19 protein-coding genes are annotated in these 18,498 nt (G+C 73.1%); 15 read left to right on the top strand and 4 right to left on the bottom strand.

Going from position 1 to position 18,498, the window contains the following annotated elements; translation table 11 throughout:
* On the top strand, positions 1-337 hold a 337-nt coding region (locus tag D1825_RS06335), incomplete at its 5' end, for a sigma-70 family RNA polymerase sigma factor (RefSeq protein WP_118766599.1).
* A 53-nt stretch (positions 338-390) separates the two neighbouring features.
* Here D1825_RS06335 and D1825_RS06340 read toward each other — a convergent pair.
* A complete protein-coding gene (locus D1825_RS06340; RefSeq protein ID WP_233549669.1) occupies positions 391-933 on the bottom strand; it encodes a peptidoglycan DD-metalloendopeptidase family protein in 543 nt (180 codons plus the stop codon).
* A 596-nt stretch (positions 934-1,529) separates the two neighbouring features.
* Between D1825_RS06340 and rpsB the strand changes: the two genes are divergently transcribed.
* From rpsB to dxr, 8 genes are all read left to right on the top strand, one after another.
* Entirely contained in the window at positions 1,530-2,525 is a 996-nt protein-coding gene (rpsB, locus tag D1825_RS06345) for a 30S ribosomal protein S2 (protein WP_118766600.1), read from the top strand.
* 107 nt (positions 2,526-2,632) lie between these two features.
* Complete coding sequence (gene tsf / locus D1825_RS06350) at positions 2,633-3,478, top strand: translation elongation factor Ts (protein WP_118766601.1); 846 nt, start codon at positions 2,633-2,635, stop codon at positions 3,476-3,478.
* A 92-nt stretch (positions 3,479-3,570) separates the two neighbouring features.
* Positions 3,571-4,314 (top strand): UMP kinase, encoded by a 744-nt coding sequence (gene pyrH, locus D1825_RS06355; RefSeq protein ID WP_118766602.1) that lies wholly within the window; start codon positions 3,571-3,573, stop codon positions 4,312-4,314.
* Between the two features lie 50 nt (positions 4,315-4,364).
* On the top strand, positions 4,365-4,922 hold the full coding sequence (frr, locus tag D1825_RS06360; protein WP_118766603.1) for a ribosome recycling factor: 558 nt from the start codon (positions 4,365-4,367) through the stop codon (positions 4,920-4,922).
* Entirely contained in the window at positions 4,922-5,758 is an 837-nt protein-coding gene (locus tag D1825_RS06365) for a phosphatidate cytidylyltransferase (protein ID WP_118766604.1), read from the top strand. The genes frr and D1825_RS06365 overlap by 1 nt, the downstream gene beginning before the upstream one ends.
* A 26-nt stretch (positions 5,759-5,784) precedes the next feature.
* On the top strand, positions 5,785-6,912 hold the full coding sequence (rlmN, locus tag D1825_RS06370; RefSeq protein ID WP_118766605.1) for a 23S rRNA (adenine(2503)-C(2))-methyltransferase RlmN: 1,128 nt from the start codon (positions 5,785-5,787) through the stop codon (positions 6,910-6,912).
* On the top strand, positions 6,909-7,463 hold the full coding sequence (locus tag D1825_RS06375; RefSeq protein ID WP_118766606.1) for a DivIVA domain-containing protein: 555 nt from the start codon (positions 6,909-6,911) through the stop codon (positions 7,461-7,463). Before rlmN ends, D1825_RS06375 begins: the two co-directional genes overlap by 4 nt.
* Before the next feature lie 7 nt (positions 7,464-7,470).
* Positions 7,471-8,637, top strand: coding sequence for a 1-deoxy-D-xylulose-5-phosphate reductoisomerase (gene dxr / locus D1825_RS06380; RefSeq protein WP_118766607.1), 1,167 nt, complete (start codon positions 7,471-7,473; stop codon positions 8,635-8,637).
* Here dxr and D1825_RS06385 read toward each other — a convergent pair.
* The gene (locus D1825_RS06385) at positions 8,634-9,917 is read right to left on the bottom strand and encodes an NAD(P)/FAD-dependent oxidoreductase (protein ID WP_118766608.1); all 1,284 of its coding nucleotides are present in this window, start codon (positions 9,915-9,917) and stop codon (positions 8,634-8,636) included. The genes dxr and D1825_RS06385 overlap by 4 nt on opposite strands.
* 172 nt (positions 9,918-10,089) lie before the next feature.
* On the opposite strand from D1825_RS06385, the gene D1825_RS06390 reads away from it, so the two are divergent.
* The 4 genes from D1825_RS06390 to D1825_RS06405 all read left to right on the top strand — a co-directional run bounded on the left by D1825_RS06390 (position 10,090) and on the right by D1825_RS06405 (position 13,973).
* A complete protein-coding gene (locus tag D1825_RS06390; protein WP_118766617.1) occupies positions 10,090-11,400 on the top strand; it encodes a M50 family metallopeptidase in 1,311 nt (436 codons plus the stop codon).
* Positions 11,401-11,422: 22 nt separating this feature from the next.
* Positions 11,423-11,770: an iron chaperone gene (locus tag D1825_RS06395; protein ID WP_118766609.1), complete on the top strand. Its 348-nt coding sequence runs from the start codon at positions 11,423-11,425 to the stop codon at positions 11,768-11,770.
* A gap of 91 nt (positions 11,771-11,861) precedes the next feature.
* The gene (gene ispG / locus D1825_RS06400; protein WP_118766610.1) at positions 11,862-13,022 is read left to right on the top strand and encodes a flavodoxin-dependent (E)-4-hydroxy-3-methylbut-2-enyl-diphosphate synthase; all 1,161 of its coding nucleotides are present in this window, start codon (positions 11,862-11,864) and stop codon (positions 13,020-13,022) included.
* Between the two features lie 57 nt (positions 13,023-13,079).
* Entirely contained in the window at positions 13,080-13,973 is an 894-nt protein-coding gene (locus D1825_RS06405) for a GNAT family N-acetyltransferase (protein ID WP_118766611.1), read from the top strand.
* 4 nt (positions 13,974-13,977) lie between these two features.
* Here the strand turns inward: D1825_RS06405 and D1825_RS06410 are convergent, their stop codons facing one another.
* On the bottom strand, positions 13,978-14,868 hold the full coding sequence (locus tag D1825_RS06410) for an Fpg/Nei family DNA glycosylase (protein ID WP_118766612.1): 891 nt from the start codon (positions 14,866-14,868) through the stop codon (positions 13,978-13,980).
* Between the two features lie 87 nt (positions 14,869-14,955).
* Here D1825_RS06410 and D1825_RS06415 point away from each other — a divergent pair, with 87 nt between their 5' ends.
* The gene (locus D1825_RS06415; RefSeq protein ID WP_118766613.1) at positions 14,956-16,725 is read left to right on the top strand and encodes a proline--tRNA ligase; all 1,770 of its coding nucleotides are present in this window, start codon (positions 14,956-14,958) and stop codon (positions 16,723-16,725) included.
* A gap of 12 nt (positions 16,726-16,737) precedes the next feature.
* Here D1825_RS06415 and D1825_RS06420 read toward each other — a convergent pair whose 3' ends face one another.
* Complete coding sequence (locus D1825_RS06420; protein WP_118766614.1) at positions 16,738-17,805, bottom strand: DUF4439 domain-containing protein; 1,068 nt, start codon at positions 17,803-17,805, stop codon at positions 16,738-16,740.
* Between the two features lie 118 nt (positions 17,806-17,923).
* On the opposite strand from D1825_RS06420, the gene D1825_RS06425 reads away from it, so the two are divergent.
* Positions 17,924-18,472: a ribosome maturation factor RimP gene (locus tag D1825_RS06425; protein WP_118766615.1), complete on the top strand. Its 549-nt coding sequence runs from the start codon at positions 17,924-17,926 to the stop codon at positions 18,470-18,472.
* The last annotated feature ends 26 nt before the right edge of the window (positions 18,473-18,498 follow it).

Here is an 18,498-nt window from a genome sequence, read left to right on the forward strand (position 1 = left end):
CTCCCAGCTCTCTTCGGTCAACATCGCGGCGCTCGACGAGCTGCTCGGTGGCGGCGAGGAGCGCGTCGGCGGCGTCTCGCTCGTCGACACCCTCGGCGACGACCGATCGCAGGACCCCGCGGGCAGCGTCGAGGCCGCCGAGACCTCGTTCCTCCTCTCGCGTGCGATCGAGCAGCTCGGCGAGCGCGAGCGCATGGTCGTCGTCATGTACTACTACGAGGGCCTCACTCTCGCGGAGATCGGTCGCGTGCTCGGCGTGACCGAGTCGCGGATCTCGCAGATGCACACCGCCGCGATGCTCCGCCTGCGCGGACGTCTGACCGCCGCGGGCGTCTGACCGCAGCGAGTCTGATTGCAGCGAGTCGGGTCGCAGCGGGTCCGACAGCCGCCTCACCCGTCTGGCCACGCCGCGCGTCGCTGGATGGTCGGCTCGGGCAGCAGGATGATCGGCCCGGCGCCGCCCAGGAGCGTCATCGGGTCGAGGTAGACCGGCGGATCGCTGCGACCCGCGCGCACGCCCCAGTGCGCGCACGGCTGACTGCAGTGGCCACCGCCAGCGGCGACCGAGCCGACGAGCTCGCCGGCCTTGACGCGGTCGCCGGCGGCCACGTCGGGCACGACCGGTTCGACGCTCGAGCGCAGTCCTCCCGCCAGAGCCACGGTCACGAGCGGTCGCCCCGCCACCCGGCCGGCGAACGTCACGACACCGTCCCCGGGTGCGAGCACGTCGCCACCTGTCACCGCGGCGAGGTCGACACCGCGGTGACCGGCCGCCCAGGGCGCCGGTGGTCGCTCGAACGCGCGCAGTACGTCGGCCCGTCCGGGCAGGGGGAGCACGAACATGCGCGGCGCGGGCGCCGTCGGCGGTTCGGCGGGTGGGGGTCCGGCGGCGGCAGGCCCGGCGAGCGCAGCGGCGGCGACGAGCAGCGCCACGACGTGAGCAACAGCGCGGAGCCGTCGCGCGTGGCCCTGAGCCGGCACCTGCAGCGAAGCGACCGTGGCGGCGCGTGGCGGTGGTCCGAGACCCTGACGGAGTCGCGACCGAGCTGCCGGGGTCGAGACGGAGTGACGGCTGTGATGGCCGGTGCGAGCTGGCGTCGTCATGCACGGCAGGATGGTCCGCGGCCGGGGAGCGGCGTCGAGGCGTCGGCCGGATCGGTGGACCTCGTCGTCGCACGCTGGGGCTGTGGTCGGCTCGACGTGCACGAGGAACCGTGCCGGGTCGTGGCCAACGGCACAGGCATCGCGTCCTGGCGTGACGCGGCCGACCCCGGCGATCGGCTAGACTGCCGCATGCGACCGGTCCGTGCCGGTCGACTTCGCGCGTCATCCACTCGCACACCTCCCGCTCCGGCGGGTCATGGTGCGGGGTCGCCGCCGCAACGGTCCGGACCTCAGGGTTCGGCGCGGCCGGGGACATGACGCCAGGGGCACCGACCCAGGTCGGCGCCACAACCGAGATTGCGGGCTCCGTCGCAGGGGCCCGCCATGACGCGCGCACCGGCAGGTGCGCGCCGGAAGGACGTGCCATGGCCGTCGTGACCATGCGCCAGCTGCTCGAGAGCGGTGTCCACTTCGGGCACCAGACCCGTCGCTGGAACCCCAAGATGAAGCGCTTCATCTTCACCGAGCGCAACGGCATCTACATCGTCGACCTGCAGCAGTCGCTGTCGTACATCGACAACGCCTACGAGTTCGTCAGCCAGACCGTCGCGCACGGCGGCACCATCCTGTTCGTCGGCACCAAGAAGCAGGCGCAGGAGCCCGTGGCCGAGCAGGCCGCACGCGTGGGCATGCCCTACGTCAACCAGCGCTGGCTCGGCGGCATGCTGACCAACTTCGGCACGGTGCACAAGCGCCTGCAGCGCCTCAAGGAGCTCGAGCAGATCGACTTCGACGACGTGGCGAGCTCGCCGCTGACGAAGAAGGAGCTGCTCGTCCTGCGCCGCGAGAAGGACAAGCTCGCGAAGACGCTCGGCGGCATCCGGGACATGGCCAAGGTTCCCTCGGCCGTCTGGATCGTCGACACGAACAAGGAGCACCTCGCCGTCAACGAGGCGCGCAAGCTCGGCATCCCCGTCGTCGCGATCCTGGACACCAACTGCGACCCCGACGTCGTCGACTACCCGATCCCGGGCAACGACGACGCGATCCGCGCCGTCCAGCTGCTCACCCGCGTGATCGCGGACGCTGCGGCCGACGGTCTGCTCAAGCGCCACTCGGGTCGCACCGCGGCCGCCGAGGGCACCGAGGCCGCTGAGCCCCTGGCCGAGTGGGAGCGCGAGCTCCTCGCCGGCGCCGAGGCCGACCTGGCCGCGACGGAGGCGGCCCCGGCCGCCGAGGCCGCGCCTGCTGCTGACGCCGCGCCTGCTGACGCCGCGCCCGTCGAGGCCGAGGCCGCTGTCGAGGCCGCCCCGGCCGAGGCCGAGGCCGTCGTCGAGACCGCTGAGGTCGTCGAGGAGGCGCCGGCTGATGCCGAGGCCCCCGCCGAGGCTGCTGCCGAGGGCGACGCCGACTCCAAGTGACCCGCTCGGGTGCCGGCGGACCTGCACAGGTCGCCGGCACCCGGCACGTCACCGACCCGCCAGGGTCCCGCACGATCGTCACGACTCACTAAGGACGGACACCACTGATGGCGAACTACTCGCTCGCAGACATCAAGGCGCTGCGCGAGAAGACCGGCGCAGGCATGCTCGACGTCAAGAAGGCGCTCGAGGAGGCGGAGGGCGACGCCGACAAGGCGCTCGAGATCATCCGCGTCAAGGGCCTCAAGGGCGTGGGCAAGCGCGAGGGCCGCTCGGCCTCGGACGGCCTCGTGGCCGCCCACGTCGGCCCGACCGCGGACGGCGAGGGCCAGTCCGGCGTGCTCGTCGAGGTCAACTCGGAGACCGACTTCGTCGCCAAGAGCGAGAACTTCATCTCGCTCGCGCAGCGCGTCCTCGACGCCGCCGTCGAGACGGGCGCCCGCGACGCGGACGCGCTCGTCGGCGCGGAGTACCAGGGCACGACCGTGCAGAACATCGTCGACGAGACGGCCGCCACCCTGGGTGAGCGCGTCGTCGTCCGCCGCCTGGCCCGCGTGGCCGGCGAGCACGTCGAGGTCTACCTGCACAAGGTCAACAAGGACCTGCCCCCGCAGGTCGGCGTCCTCGTGGCGACCGACGCGGCCGGTGCCGGCGTGGCGCGCGACATCGCGACGCACATCGCCGCGTTCTCGCCGCTGTTCCTGACGCGCGACGAGGTCTCGGCCGAGACGGTCGAGAACGAGCGCAAGATTGCCGAGGAGACCGCGCGCAACGAGGGCAAGCCCGAGGCCGCGCTCCCGAAGATCATCGAGGGCCGCCTCAACGGCTTCTTCAAGGAGAACGTCCTGCTCGACCAGGCGTTCGCCAAGGACCCGAAGAAGTCGGTCGGCCAGGTCCTCTCCGAGGCCGGCGCGACCCTCCAGGGCTTCGTGCGCTACCGCGTGGGAGCCTGACCCCAGCACCACCCGGTGGCCCCGCCCGTCCAGGGTCGGGGCCACCGGCGCAGGACCCGAGCTCCAGCCCGATCGACACCCAGGAGGAACGCGTGAGCCAGCAGCCCACCGACGTGACGACCGAGGCGGCCCCGCGGCGGGTCCTGCTCAAGCTCTCCGGCGAGACCTTCGGCGGCGGTGACGTCGGCCTCGCGGTCGACGTGGTCCGCCGGGTCGCCGAGGAGATCGCCGTGGCCGTGCGCGACGGCGTGCAGGTCGCGATCGTCGTCGGCGGCGGCAACTTCTTCCGCGGCGCCCAGCTCTCGCAGAGCGGGCTCGACCGTGCGCGTGCCGACTACATGGGCATGCTCGGCACGGTCATGAACTGCCTGGCGCTGCAGGACTTCCTCGAGCAGGCCGGGGTGAGCACGCGCGTGCAGACCGCCATCACGATGGGCCAGGTCGCCGAGCCGTACATCCCGCTGCGCGCCATCCGGCACCTCGAGAAGGGCCGCGTCGTGATCTTCGGCGCCGGCGCCGGGATGCCGTACTTCTCGACCGACACGGTCAGCGTCCAGCGCGCCCTCGAGACGCACTGCGACGAGGTGCTCATGGGCAAGAACGGCGTCGACGGCGTCTACACCGCCGACCCGCGCAAGGACCCCGACGCGGTCAAGCTCGACCACCTGACGTACACCGACGCGATCGTCGGCGACCTGGCCGTCATGGACTCCACCGCGCTCTCGCTGTGCCGCGACAACGACGTGGTCATGCGCGTGTTCGGGCTCGAGGACGAGGGCAACGTCACCCGGGCCCTGCAGGGTGAGAAGATCGGGACGCTGGTCACCGCAGGCTGACCGCACCCTCACGAAGCACCACCACCGACACGAACGAGACGGAGCACCTGGTGATCGACGACACCCTCCTCGAGGCCGAGGAGAAGATGGACAAGGCCGTCGAGGTCGCCAAGGACGACTTCGCGACCATCCGCACGGGCCGGGCCAACGCGGCGATGTTCTCGAAGATCTTCGTCGACTACTACGGCAGCCCCACGCCGCTGCAGCAGCTCGCGTCGTTCAACGTGACCGAGGCCCGCACGATCCTCATCTCGCCCTTCGACAAGTCGGCCAGCGTCGGCATCGAGAAGGCGCTGCGCGACTCGGACCTGGGCGTGAACCCGACGAACGACGGCAACGTCATCCGCGTCGTGCTGCCCGCCCTGACGCAGGACCGCCGCAAGGACTTCGTCAAGCTCGCCAAGAACAAGGCCGAGGACGCGCGCATCTCGGTGCGCTCCGTGCGTCGTCGTGCCAAGGAGGAGCTGGACCGCATCGTCAAGGACGGCGAGGCCGGCGAGGACGAGGTCAGCCGGGCGGAGAAGGAGCTCGAGGTGCTCACCAAGAAGCACACCGAGCTCATCGACCACCTGCTGGCGTCCAAGGAGAGCGAGCTGCTCGAGGTCTGATGACGGAGCTCGCCGCCCCCCGCACGTCCCGCTCGGGTCGCGACCTGCCGGTCGCGATCGCCGTCGGGCTCGGCATCCTCGTGGTCGTCGTCGCCTCCTTGTTCATCGTCAAGGAGGTCTTCGCGGGCTTCGCGATCCTCGTGGTGTGCGCGGCCCTGTGGGAGCTCGCGCAGGCCTTCACGCGCCGCGGCATCCACCTGCCGCTGCTGCCGCTGCTCGTCGGCGCCGTCGGCATCCTCGTCTCGGCGTACACCGCGGGGCCTGAGGCGCTGTTCGTCGCGTTCATGCTCACCGTCGGCGGCGTCGTCATCTGGCGCGTCCTGGACGGCAGCGGTGAGCCGGCGCTGCGCGACGCGACCGCGGGCACGTTCGCGGCCGCGTACCTCCCGTTCCTGGGCGGCTTCGTCATGCTCATGCTGGCCGAGCCCGACGGCCCCGCGCGCGTGCTCGTCTTCATCCTGCTGTGCGTCGCGAGCGACACCGGCGGCTACACCGTCGGCGTGCTCGTCGGCCGCCACCCGCTCGCCCCGTCCGTGAGCCCCAAGAAGTCCTGGGAGGGCCTGGTCGGCTCGGTCGTGCTCGCCTGCGTCGTCGGCGTCGTGAGCATGCAGGTCGCGTTCGACGGCAACGCGCTGGTCGGGGTCTTCCTCGGCCTCGCGACCGTCGTGACCGCGACCCTCGGCGACCTGTGCGAGTCGCTGCTCAAGCGGGACCTCGAGCTCAAGGACATGGGCTCGCTCGTCCCCGGCCACGGCGGCATCCTCGACCGCCTCGACTCGCTCCTCCTGACGGCCCCGGCCGTCTACCTGATCCTCGCGGTCCTCCAGCCCGCGTAACCCGAGTTCACCAGAAGGGGGTGCCCATGACCGGGACACCCGTGCGCCTCGACCTGTCGTCCCCGACGCGGGGCCCCCGCGGCAAGCCGCCGCAGCACTTCGTCGACCTCACGCCCGAGGAGCGCATCGCCGCCGTCACGGGCCTGGGGGAGAAGCCGTTCCGGGCCAAGCAGCTCGCGACGCACTACTTCACGCACCTGTCGTCGGACCCGTCGACCATGACCGACCTGTCGAAGGCTTCCCGCGACAAGCTGGCCGAGAGCCTCTTCCCGCCGCTGTTGACCAACGCGCGCACCCTGACCGCGGACGGCGGCACCACGGTCAAGACCCTGTGGCACCTGTTCGACGGCGCCAAGGTCGAGACGGTCCTCATGCGCTACAAGAACCGCTCGACGCTGTGCATCTCGAGCCAGGTCGGCTGCGGCCTGGCGTGCGGCTTCTGCGCCACGGGCAAGATGGGCCTGACCCGGAACCTGTCGACCGCCGAGATCGTCGAGCAGGTCCGGGAGGCCGCGCGGGCGCTGGGCGCCGGCGAGATCCCCGGCGGCCCGGCGCGGCTGACGAACGTCGTCTTCATGGGCATGGGTGAGCCGCTGGCCAACTACAAGGCGATCATGGGCACGGTCCGGACCCTGGTCGCGCCGACGCCCGACGGCTTCGGCATGTCGGCCCGCAACATCACGGTCTCGACGGTCGGCATGGTCCCGGCCATGCTCAAGCTGGCCGACGAGGGCATCCCGGTGACACTCGCGCTGTCGCTGCACGCACCCGACGACGAGCTGCGCAGCGAGCTCGTCCCGGTCAACACGCGCTGGGACGTCGACGAGGCGATCGACGCGGCGTACCACTACTTCGAGGTCACCGGCCGCCGCGTGTCCATCGAGTACGCGCTGATCCGTGACATCAACGACCACGCGTGGCGCGCCGACCTGCTCGGCGAGAAGCTCAACGCGCGCGGCAAGGGCTGGGTGCACTGCAACCCGATCCCGCTCAACCCCGTCGCCGGCTCGAAGTGGACGGCGAGCGATCCCGGGGTCGAGGACGAGTTCGTGGCACGCTTGCGGGCGCACGGGATCCCGACGACCATCCGGGACACGCGCGGAAGCGAGATCGACGGAGCCTGCGGCCAGCTCGCGGCGGAGGAGGACGAGTGAGCGACGGGATGTTCCGGACGGCGTCGGGGCTGCGCAGCGGCTACGACCCCGACGAGGTCGACGACTTCTTCGAGCACGCCCGGGCGGTGTACGAGCAGGGTCCCGCGGGGGCGCTGGCCGCCAAGGACGTGCGCGGCGTGGCGTTCGACGTGGTCCGTGGCGGGTACGTCACGGCCGCGGTGGACGCGGCCCTCGACCGGCTCGAGGCCGCGTTCGTGGCCCGCTCGCGCGCCGAGTTCGTCGCGGAGAACGGCCAGCAGGCCTGGCTCGCCAAGCTCGGCGAGCAGGCACGCACGCTGTACGGCCGGCTGGGCCGCCCGGACGGCGACCGGTTCGCGCCGCCCGAGGGTCGGCACCAGGGCTACGAGCCCGCCGACGTCGACGCGCTGTGCCACCGCCTGGTCGCCTACTTCGACAAGGGTGCACCGCTGTCCGCCGCGGAGGTCCGCGCCGCGACGTTCCGGTCGCGCAAGGGCCACAACGCGTACGGCGAGGCGGCGGTGGACGCGTTCTTCGCGCGTGCCGTCGAGGTGCTGCTCGGCGTCGAGTGACCCGACGATGACCATCCCACGCACGGTCGCCCTGCTCGGGTCGACCGGATCGATCGGCACCCAGGCGGTCGACGTCATCACGCGCAACCCCGACCGCTTCGACGTGGTCGGTCTCAGCGCGGGCGGCGGCGACGTCGCGCTCCTGGCGCGGCAGGCGGTCGAGCTCGGTGTCGCGGTCGTGGCGGTCGCCGACCCCCGGGCCGAGGCGCCGCTGCGCGAGCTGCTCGCGGGGCACGACGTGGAGGTGCTCGTCGGACCCGACGCCTCTAAGGAGCTCGCCGGGCGCGGAGCGGACGTCGTGCTGAACGGCGTCACCGGTTCCGTGGGGCTCGGTCCCACGCTGGCCGCGCTGGCGGCCGGCAGCACGCTGGCCCTGGCCAACAAGGAGTCGCTCGTCGTCGGCGGCACGCTCGTGCAGGCCGCGCGGCTCCGCGACGACCAGATCGTGCCCGTCGACTCCGAGCACTCGGCCATCGCGCAGTCGCTGCGCGGGGGATCGCGACCCGAGGTGCGCCGGCTGATCCTCACCGCCTCGGGGGGCCCGTTCCGCGGCCGGACGCTCGACGACGTCAAGGCGGTGACCCCGCAGCAGGCGCTCGCGCACCCCACGTGGTCGATGGGCCCCGTCGTGACGATCAACTCCTCGACGCTCATGAACAAGGGGCTCGAGCTCATCGAGGCGCACCTGCTGTTCGACGTGCCGATCGACGACATCACGGTCGTCGTGCACCCGCAGTCGGTCGTGCACTCCATGGTCGAGTTCGTCGACGGCTCGACGATCGCGCAGGCCTCGCCGCCGGACATGCGGCTGCCGATCGCGCTCGGCCTGTCCTGGCCCGAGCGGGTCGCCGACGTCGCGCCGCCGTGCGACTGGACCGCCGCCGCGACCTGGACCTTCGAGCCGCTCGACGAGGAGGTCTTCGGGGCCGTGCGCCTCGCCCGCGCGGCGGCCGCGGCGTCCGCGACCCATCCGGCCGTCTACAACGCGGCGAACGAGGAGTGCGTGGCCGCGTTCCTCGACGGCCGCATCGGGTTCCTCGACATCGTCGGGACGGTCGAGCGCGTGCTCGACGAGCACCGCGGCACCCCCGCGACGGACCTGAGCCTCGACGCCGTGCTCGCGGCCGAGACGTGGGCGCGCGCGCGTGCCCACGAGGTGCTCGCTCGGCGCTAGCCGATCTGGACGCGGTCGAGCACGGCCGTGGCGGCCCGGCTGCTCCGCCCGGCGGCCTCGGCGGCGTCCGCCCTCGCCGCGGCCCGCAGGGCGAGGCTCACGGCCGCGCCCCCGAGTGGCGGCCAGTCCGGGGAGCGGTGGCCGACCCACGGCAGGTGGACGAGCGGCGAGTCGACCCCGCAGGCCAGGTCGGCGAGCGTGCGGCCCGCGAGGTTGGCCGCCGTGATGCCCGCGGCACCGAACCCGCCCGCGCCGCCGAGCCCGGTGTCCGCGTCGAGCTCCACCGACGGGAGCCCGTCGCGCGGCACGCCGATCTGGCCGGACCAGCGCAGGGCCCCGGTCGCGTCGGCGGCCGGGAACAGCGCGGCCAGCGCGCGGTCGAGCTCGTGCGGACGGCCCGCACCAGTCAGGACGAGGCGGTCGTCGGCCGTGCGGCGGGCGTGCACGGGCAGGTGCGCCGCCTCGCTCACGACGACGCCCGGCTCGAGCCCGATCTCGGCCCACACGTGCGCGTCGAGGCGCGCGGTCGCCAGGCCGTGCGCGGGGACCGCGGCCAGCGTCCGGCCCGACGCGACGCCGGGGCCTCCGGCCTCGACGGTCGTCAGCACGATCGGTGCGCGCACGGTCCCGCGGTCGGTGAGCACCGCGCGCGGCGAGACCCGCAGCGCGGTGGTGTGCTCGGCGAGCCGCACGCCGCGCGCGAGCAGGACGTCGAGCAGGCCGCGGACGAGGCGCGCGGGGTCCAGCACGGCACAGTCCGGGGTCCACGCGCCCGCCTGCACGGCGGGCACGCTCACGTGGGTCCCGACACCGGCGGGGTCGAGCAGGTGCCACTCGTCGCCCCACGTGGGTGCGCTCGCGACGAGCTCGCCGATCCGCTCGACCTGCGCGGCGTTGCGCGCGAGCCGCAGCGCGCCGCCGAACGTGAACCCGCAGTCGACCTCCTCGAGCGCGAGCGCGCCGCCGACCTCGACCACGGCGTCGCGCAGTGCGCCCCGCAGGTCGAGCGCGGCGTCCCGCCCGAACGCGAGCGCGACGCGCTCGGCGCTGATCGCGAGGTCGGCCGAGCACGCGCCGACGCCCTGCGTGCTCGCGCCCTCGCCCACCGCGCCCGCGTCGACGAGCAGCACGTCGAGCGCGGCGTCGGCGTCGAGCAGGTAGTAGGCGGTCCACAGGCCCGTGAGCCCGGCGCCGACGATGACCACGTCGGCGGTCGTGTCGCCGTCGAGCGGTTCGGTGGGCCGGCGATCGGCCAGGTGCGCGGACCAGAGCGACGTCATGCTCGGACGCTAGCCGGTCGCGGTCGCCGGGGGCGGGCGGCGCGACGCGCGCAGTCTCACCCTGCTGGCTGTCAGTGGATTCCCAGACAATGGCGGCAGGATAGGGCGACGCGCGCGACCGTGCGTCGTCCTGTGTCACGGCGCCCGCGTGCGTCTCAACCTCGGAGGGTCGATGGCCTACCTGGTCGGTGTGCTGATCGTCGTCGCAGTCCTGCTCCTGTCCATCGGACTGCACGAGGTCGGCCACATGGTTCCCGCCAAGCGCTTCGGCGTGCGCGTGAGCCAGTACATGGTGGGCTTCGGCCCGACGCTCTGGTCGCGGACCAAGGGCGAGACCGAGTACGGGCTCAAGGCGATCCCGCTGGGTGGCTACGTGCGGCTCGTCGGGATGTACGCGCCCGACGAGGCCGTCGGCAACCCGCCGGCGAACACGTGGTTCCGGCGCCTGTCGCGCGACGCGCGGCTCGCGAGCGCCGAGGAGATCCACCCCGGCGAGGACGCCCGGGCGTTCTACCACCTGTCGACGCCCAAGAAGCTGGTCGTGATGCTCGGCGGGCCGGTGATGAACCTGGTGATCGCGTTCGTGCTGCTCGGGATCGTCGCGGTCGGCTTCGGCACCCCGACGACGACGCCCACGCTCTCGACCGTCTCGGCGTGCGTGATCCCGTCGGACGCCGACCCGGACCGCACCTGCCTCCCCACCGACCCGGCCGCGCCCGGTGCCGCCGCTGGCCTGCTCCCGGGTGACACCGTCGTCAGCTACGGCGGCGTCGCGATCGACTCCTGGGGCCAGCTGACCACCGCAATCCGCGCCACGGGCGACGAGGCCACCCCCATCGTCGTCGAGCGCGACGGCAAGCAGGTCGCGCTGACCGTCACCCCGGTCGTCGCCCAGCGCGGCGTGTACGACGAGAGCGGCCAGCCCGTGCTCGACGCGTCGGGCGTGCAGGAGACGCAGGCGGTCGGCTTCCTCGGCATCTCGCCGAGCGAGGTCATGGAGCGCCAGTCGCCGCTCGCCGTGCCCGGCATCGTCGCGGACACCACCTGGAAGACGATCTCGGTCGTGGCGACCCTGCCGAGCCGCGTCGTCGACCTCGCGCAGACCACGTTCGGGAACAAGGAGCGCGACGTCAACAGCATCGTCGGCGTCGTCGGGATCGGCCGGTTCGCCGGCGAGATCGCGTCGGCGAACGACGTGAGCGAGGGCATCAAGGCGTCCTCGCTGCTCTCGATCCTCGCTGTGCTCAACATCTCGCTCTTCGTCTTCAACCTCATCCCGCTTCCCCCGCTCGACGGCGGGCACGTCGCCGCTGCGCTCTGGGAGGGCGGCCGGCGTCAGGTCGCCCGCCTGCGGGGCAGGCCACGACCCGGCCCGTTCGACTCGGCGAAGCTCGTGCCGCTCGCGTACGCGGTGTTCGTCGTGCTCGGCGCGGTCGGCCTGCTGCTGGTCTACGCGGACGTCTTCAACCCGATCGCGATCTGAGCCGCTCGCTACCCTCGAAGCCATGTCAGAGCTCAGCGAGTACCTCGAGAGTCTTCCGACCGAGCGGCGCGCGGCGATCGAGCGCGTCTACGCCCGTGCGCGTGCGCTCGTCCCGGACGCGGAGGACGGCGTCGGCTACGGCATGCCGGCCCCGCGCTACCGCGGCAAGCCGTTGCTGTCGGTGATGTCCGCGAAGGGGCACATCGGCCTGTACCCGTTCAGCCCGCCCGCGCTCGACACCGTGCGCGACGAGCTCGCGGAGTTCTCGCTCGCCAAGGGCACGCTGCGGTTCACCGAGGACCACCCGGTGCCCGACGACGTGCTCGACCGGCTGCTCCTGGCCCGGCGGGACGAGATCGACGGCACGTGACCCCGGGCGCCCGGGTGAGGTTGCGTGGGGAACTCGTGCAGGCGCACGCCCTGACGCAGGTACGGGTGCCGGACGGTGCGATGATGGCCGGGTGAGCATCCCGATCAGCCTCGGCATGCCGGAGGCCCCCGCACCCGTGCTGGCCCCGCGTCGCCGTACCCGCAAGATCCGTGTCGGCAAGATCGAGGTCGGCGGCGACGCCCCCGTGAGCGTCCAGTCCATGGCGACGACGCAGACCTCCGACATCAACTCCACCCTCCAGCAGATCGCCGAGCTCACGGCCGCGGGCTGCGACATCGTGCGCGTGGCCGTGCCGACCCAGGACGACGCCGACGCGCTGCCCGCCATCGCGCGCAAGTCGCAGATCCCGGTGATCGCCGACATCCACTTCCAGCCCAAGTACGTCTTCGCGGCGATCGACGCGGGCTGCGCGGCCGTCCGCGTCAACCCGGGCAACATCCGCAAGTTCGACGACCAGGTGGGCGCGATCGCACGCGCCGCCGCCGACGCGGGCACGAGCCTGCGGATCGGCGTCAACGCCGGCTCGCTCGACCCTCGGCTGCTGGCCAAGTACGGCAAGGCGACGCCCGAGGCGCTCGTCGAGTCCGCCGTCTGGGAGGCGTCGCTGTTCGAGGAGCACGACTTCCACGACTTCAAGATCTCGGTCAAGCACAACGACCCCGTCGTCATGGTGCGTGCCTACGAGCTGCTCTCCGAGCGGGGCGACTGGCCGCTGCACCTCGGCGTGACCGAGGCCGGGCCGGCGTTCCAGGGCACGATCAAGTCCGCGACCGCGTTCGGTGCGCTGCTGAGCAAGGGCATCGGCGACACGATCCGCGTCTCGCTCTCGGCCCCTCCCGTCGAGGAGGTCAAGGTCGGCATCCAGATCCTGCAGTCGCTGAACCTGCGTCCGCGCAAGCTCGAGATCGTCTCCTGCCCGTCCTGCGGGCGCGCGCAGGTGGACGTCTACACGCTCGCCGAGAAGGTCACCGCCGGGCTCGAGGGCATGGAGGTGCCGCTGCGCGTCGCGGTCATGGGCTGTGTCGTCAACGGCCCGGGGGAGGCCCGCGAGGCCGACCTCGGTGTCGCCTCCGGCAACGGCAAGGGCCAGATCTTCGTCCGCGGCGAGGTCATCAAGACCGTGCCCGAGGCGATGATCGTCGAGACGCTGATCGAGGAGGCCATGCGCCTCGCCGAGGAGATGGACCCGGTCGAGTCGGGCGACGGCTCCCCGGTCGTCACGGTCGGCTGACCCGCCCCACGCCGCGTCGCTGCGCACGCGGAGTGTGACCTGGTGCACAATCACCCCATGGCACTACGTCGCGCGACGGCGCTCGACGAGCGGACCGGGGGGCGCGTTCTCGACGACGGCGACCTCGCGGCCGCTCTCGCCGTCTGCGCGCAGGACCCCGTCGGGTCGGTCCTGGCCACCGCACGCCTCGAGCAGGCGCTCGAGATCGGCATCCGGCGCGCCGGCGGCGAGCTGTGGGGCTACGAGAAGGACGGCCGGCTCGAGGGCATCTGCTGGGCCGGCGCGAACATGGTCCCGGTCGTCCCCGAGGCGCCCGAGGTCGACCCCGACCGCGCGATCGAGTCCTTCGCGTCGATGGCCCGCCGGCAGGGCCGGCGCTGCTCGTCCCTCGTCGGCCCCGCCTACGCGGTCCTCGGCCTGTGGGGACGCTTGCGCCCCGCGTGGCCCGGTGCGCGCGAGGTGCGCGACGACCAGCCGTCGATGGTCATGGACGGCCCGCCCGTCATCGCCCCGGACCCGCGGGTGCGCCCGTCGCGCCTGGACGAGCTGCCCGACGTGCTGCCCGCCTGCGTGCGGATGTTCACCGAGGAGGTCGGCTACTCGCCCGCGAGCGGCCCGGGCGGCCCGTACGAGACCCGCGTGCGCAGCCTGGTGACCCAGGGGCGCTCGTACGTGCGGATGTCCGACGACGACCGGCGCTCGGTGATGTTCAAGGCCGAGCTCGGCGCGGTCGCCGGGGGAGTCGCGCAGGTGCAGGGTGTGTGGGTCGCGCCCGAGCACCGCGGCAAGGGCCTCTCGGAGCGGGGGATGGCAGCCGTCGTCGAGCTGGCGCTGGCCGACGTCGCGCCCGTCGTCTCGCTGTACGTGAACTCGTACAACGTGCGTGCTCTGGCCGCCTACCGCCGGGTGGGCTTCCGCCAGGTCGGGTCGTACGCGACCGTGCTGTTCTAGGCGGCTACCGCAGGAGCCGGGACATCCGGCGGTCGGCGAGCGGCTTGCCGCCCGTCTGGCACGTCGGGCAGTACTGCAGCGACGAGTCGGCGAACGACACCTCGTGCACCGTGTCGCCGCACGGCGTCCCGTCCCAGCCCGGGCACAGCTCGCCCGTGCGGCCGTGCACGCGCATGCTGCGTCGCTTGCCGTCCTTGAGCTCGGCCGCGGGCCGGCCCGCGGCGACTGCGACCGCGCCGGTCAGGACGTCCCGGATCGCGGCGTAGAGCGTCGCCGTCTTCTCCTCGTCGAACGACTTCGTCATGGCGAACGGCGACATGCGCGCCTCGAGCAGGATCTCGTCGGAGTACGCGTTGCCGATGCCGGCGATCGTGCCCTGGTCGCGCAGCAGGCCCTTGACCTGCTGGTTCCTCGCGGCGAGCAGCTCGGCGAGCCGCTGCGGCGTGAACTCCTCGGAGAGCGGCTCGACGCCGAGGGTCGCGATCTGGCGCACGTCCTCGGGATCGCGGACCACGTGGACCGCGAGGCGCTTGCGGGTTCCGGCCTCGGTGAGGTCGAACCCCGAGTCGTCGTCGAGCCGCACGCGGAGCGCGATCGGTGACTTGCCGGGACGCACGGGCGTGGTCGTGAGCTTCTCCGACCAGCGCAGCCAGCCCGCGCGCGACAGGTGCCAGATCAGGTGCAGCGGCTCGCCCGTGCTCGTGGCGACCATGAGGTCGAGCCACTTGCCGTGCCGGCTCACGTCCACCACGGTGGCGCCGACGAGGGCGTCGGGCGAGGGGTCGAACGTCTTGAGCGCGCTGATCGCGCCGATGCTCACCGCGGTCACGGCATGCTCGGACGCACGCTCGCGCAGGAACTGGGCGAGCCCTTCGACCTCGGGGAGCTCGGGCACGGGCCTATCGTGGCGCACCGCACCCACGCGCGCACCACCCGGGTAACAGTGCGGGCGGACCAGCCCGCGCCAACTAGGCTGGCGCCCATGCTCCTTCGCCTGTCCACGCTGTTCGTCCGCACGCTGCGCGAGGACCCCGCCGACGCCGAGGTCGCCAGCCACCGGCTGCTCGTGCGCGCGGGGTACATCCGCCGCGCCGCCCCCGGCATCTACACCTGGCTGCCGCTGGGCCTGAAGGTCCTCGCCAAGGTCGAGGCCGTCGTGCGCGAGGAGATGGAGGCCGCGGGCGCCCAGGAGGTGCACTTCCCGGCGCTGCTGCCCAAGGAGCCCTACGAGGCGACGGGTCGCTGGACCGAGTACGGGCCCAACATCTTCCGGCTCAAGGACCGCAAGGGCGGCGACTACCTGCTCGCGCCCACGCACGAGGAGCTGTTCACGCTGCTGGTCAAGGACCTGTACTCGTCGTACAAGGACCTGCCGCTGACGCTGTTCCAGATCCAGACCAAGTACCGCGACGAGGCGCGTCCCCGCGCGGGCCTCATCCGCGGCCGCGAGTTCGTCATGAAGGACGCCTACTCCTTCGACGTCGACGACGCGGGCCTGGAGGCCAGCTACCAGGCGCAGCGCGACGCCTACCGGCGGATCTTCGACCGGCTCGGGCTCGAGTACGTCATCGTCGCGGCCACGTCGGGCGCGATGGGCGGCTCGCGCTCGGAGGAGTTCCTCACCCCGACCGCCATCGGCGAGGACACCTTCGTGCGCTCGGCGGGCGGCTACGCGGCCAACGTCGAGGCGGTCACGACGGTCGTGCCCGACGCGATCGCGTACGACGACGCCCCGCAGGCGCACGTCGAGGACACCCCCGACACCCCGACGATCGACTCGCTCGTCGCGCTGGCCAACGCGCAGCACCCGCGCCCCGACCGCGCCTGGACGGCCGCGGACACGCTCAAGAACGTCGTCGTCGCGCTCGTGCAGCCCTCGGGCGAGCGAGAGCTCCTCGTCATCGGCCTGCCGGGTGACCGCGAGGTCGACCTCAAGCGGCTCGAGGCCGGCGTCGCCCCGGCTGAGGTCGAGACCGCGGGAGACGCGGACTTCGCGCGGCACCCCGAGCTCGTGCGCGGCTACATCGGCCCGTCCGTGCTCGGCCCCAACGGCGCCGAGGGGTCGGTGCGCTACCTGCTCGACCCGCGCGTCGTGGAGGGCAGCCGCTGGATCACGGGCGCGAACGAGCAGGGTCGGCACGTGTTCGACCTCGTCGCGGGCCGCGACTTCACGGCCGACGGCACCGTCGAGGCAGCCGAGGTCCGTGCGGGCGACCCCGCGCCGGACGGCTCGGGACCGCTCGAGCTCGCGCGCGGCATCGAGATCGGCCACATCTTCGCGCTCGGCCGCAAGTACGCCTCCGCGCTCGGCCTGACGGTCCTGGACCAGAACGGCAAGGCGCAGGTCGTCACGATGGGCTCGTACGGCATCGGCGTCACGCGCGTCCTCGCTGCGCTCGCCGAGGCCAACCACGACGAGCGCGGCCTGGCCTGGCCGGCGCACGTCGCACCCGCGCAGGTGCACGTCGTCGCGACGGGCAAGGACGAGGCCGTGTTCGAGGCCGCCGAGTCGATCGCCCAGACGCTGCACTCGCGCGGAATCGAGGTCATCTACGACGACCGCCCCAAGGTCTCGCCCGGCGTGAAGTTCGCCGACGCCGAGCTCCTGGGCGTGCCGCTCGTCGTCGTCGTCGGCCGCGGCCTGGCCGAGGGGGTCGTCGAGGTCCGGCCGCGCGTGGGCGGGACCGCCGAGCAGGTGGCCGTCGCCGAGGCGGCGGACCGGGTCGCGGAGCTCGTCGACTCGCTGCGGTAGCCAGCCGGTCTGTCAGCTCTGCGCGCGCTCGGGCAGCCCGGGGAACGCGACCGCCGCGCCGCCCCACGAGCGGGCCGCGGCGGTCGCCGTCCGGAGGCCGTCCATGAACGGCTGGCGCTCGCCGGCCGGGGTGCGCGCGACGAGCGTCGCGTCGGCCTCGGCGATCCCCGACTCGAGCGAGACGGCCAGGCGGCGGGCCGTCCTGGTCGTCGTCAGGCCGTCCGGCAGCGTGTAGGCCGCGCGTCGGGGGTCGTCCTTCGTCTGCGCCGTACCTGCCGCGACGGCCCATCGCTGCGCCTCGTCGCGGTGCGCGGCGGCGGCGTCTCGTGCCTGGGTGCGCACGTCGCCCGACTGCTGCGCCGCGATCACCTCGTACGCGTAGCCGGCCTGGTCGTGCGCGAGGACGAGCGCGTCGAGGTCGTCGGCCGACGAGGACTGTGCGGCCTGCGTCTGCTCGGGCGACGGGGTCGGCTCGGGCGCGGGGCTGCCGGTCGGGCTCGGCGCAGGCGTCGGCTGGACGACGACGTCGAGGTCGGGCGTGTCGACGCCCGTCGCGCGGGCCAGGCGGCGGGTGAGCTGGTCGCGCGCGGTCGCGATCGAGGCGACCAGCCGCGCGAGGCCGGCGTCGTCGACGTCGTCGGCGTCGGCCAGCGCGGTGCGGGTCGCGTCTGCGAGGTCTGCGAGCACTGCCGCGGCGTCGCTCGCGGGCGGGGCGGTCGTCGCGGTCGGGGACGGAGTCAGGCCCGAGTCGTAGACGGGGCCGAGCTGGGCGGCGTGCTGGTCGGAGAATTCCGCGACGTCGGTCAGCACCGCCGCGACGGCCTTGGACGGCTTCGTCGCGAGCGCCGACTGCGCGGCCTGGGCCAGGTCGGTGGCGTCGTCGAGCGTCCGGGCGCGCACCTGCTCCACCGCGCCGGGCGACGGCTCCACCTGCGCGGGTGTCTCGAGCCGGATCGAGCAGGCGCCGAGCAGCCCCAGAGCGAGCAGGATCGCCGTGATCCTCACCACGTGGCTCGCGGCGCGCGAGGGCTTCCGCAGGCGGTCGTCGTGCGGGAACGGGCGCGTCGCAGTGGTCCTCATCGCGGCAGATCCTGCCACGCGAGCCCGTGGCCGGACCGCGGGCGCGCGCGGACTCGTTAGGCTGGACCGACAACATCACAGGGTCGAGCGACCCGCGGGACCAGAACGGAGGCCGGTCATGGCCGCAGCCGCTGGCGCAGAGCAGGTCCGCGAGATCCTCGAACCCGCCGTCGCCGCCCAGGGACTCGTGCTCGACGACGTCGAGATCCACCGGGCCGGAGCACGTTCCACGGTCGTCGTCTCGCTCGACCTGCCCGAGGACGACGAGGGCGAGCTGGACCTGGACCGCGTCTCCGACGCGACCCGCGCCGTGTCCGACGCGCTCGACGCTGCCGACGTCATCGCCGGCCACTACACGCTCGAGGTCGGCACCAGGGGAGTGGCGCGGCCGCTCACCGAGCGCCGGCACTTCGTGCGCGCCGTGGGCCGGACCGTCACGGTGCAGCTGGCCGACGCGACCACCGTCGCGGGCCGGCTCACCGAGGTAGTCGACGGCGAGATCGTCGTCGTGCCGGTCAAGCCGGGACTCAAGGGACGGCGCCCCACCGTGGGCGAACCGGTGCGGTTGTCGCTGACGGACGTGCGCGACGCCCGCGTCGAGGTGGACCTGACGGGGCTGGGCCCCGTGGACGACGAGGCCGGCGCCGACGCCGGACAGGAGAGCTGACATGGACATCGACATGCAGGCGCTGC

The sequence above is a fragment of the Cellulomonas rhizosphaerae genome (assembly GCF_003470205.1).
In the GTDB taxonomy this organism is placed as follows: Bacteria; Actinomycetota; Actinomycetes; order Actinomycetales; family Cellulomonadaceae; genus Cellulomonas; species Cellulomonas rhizosphaerae.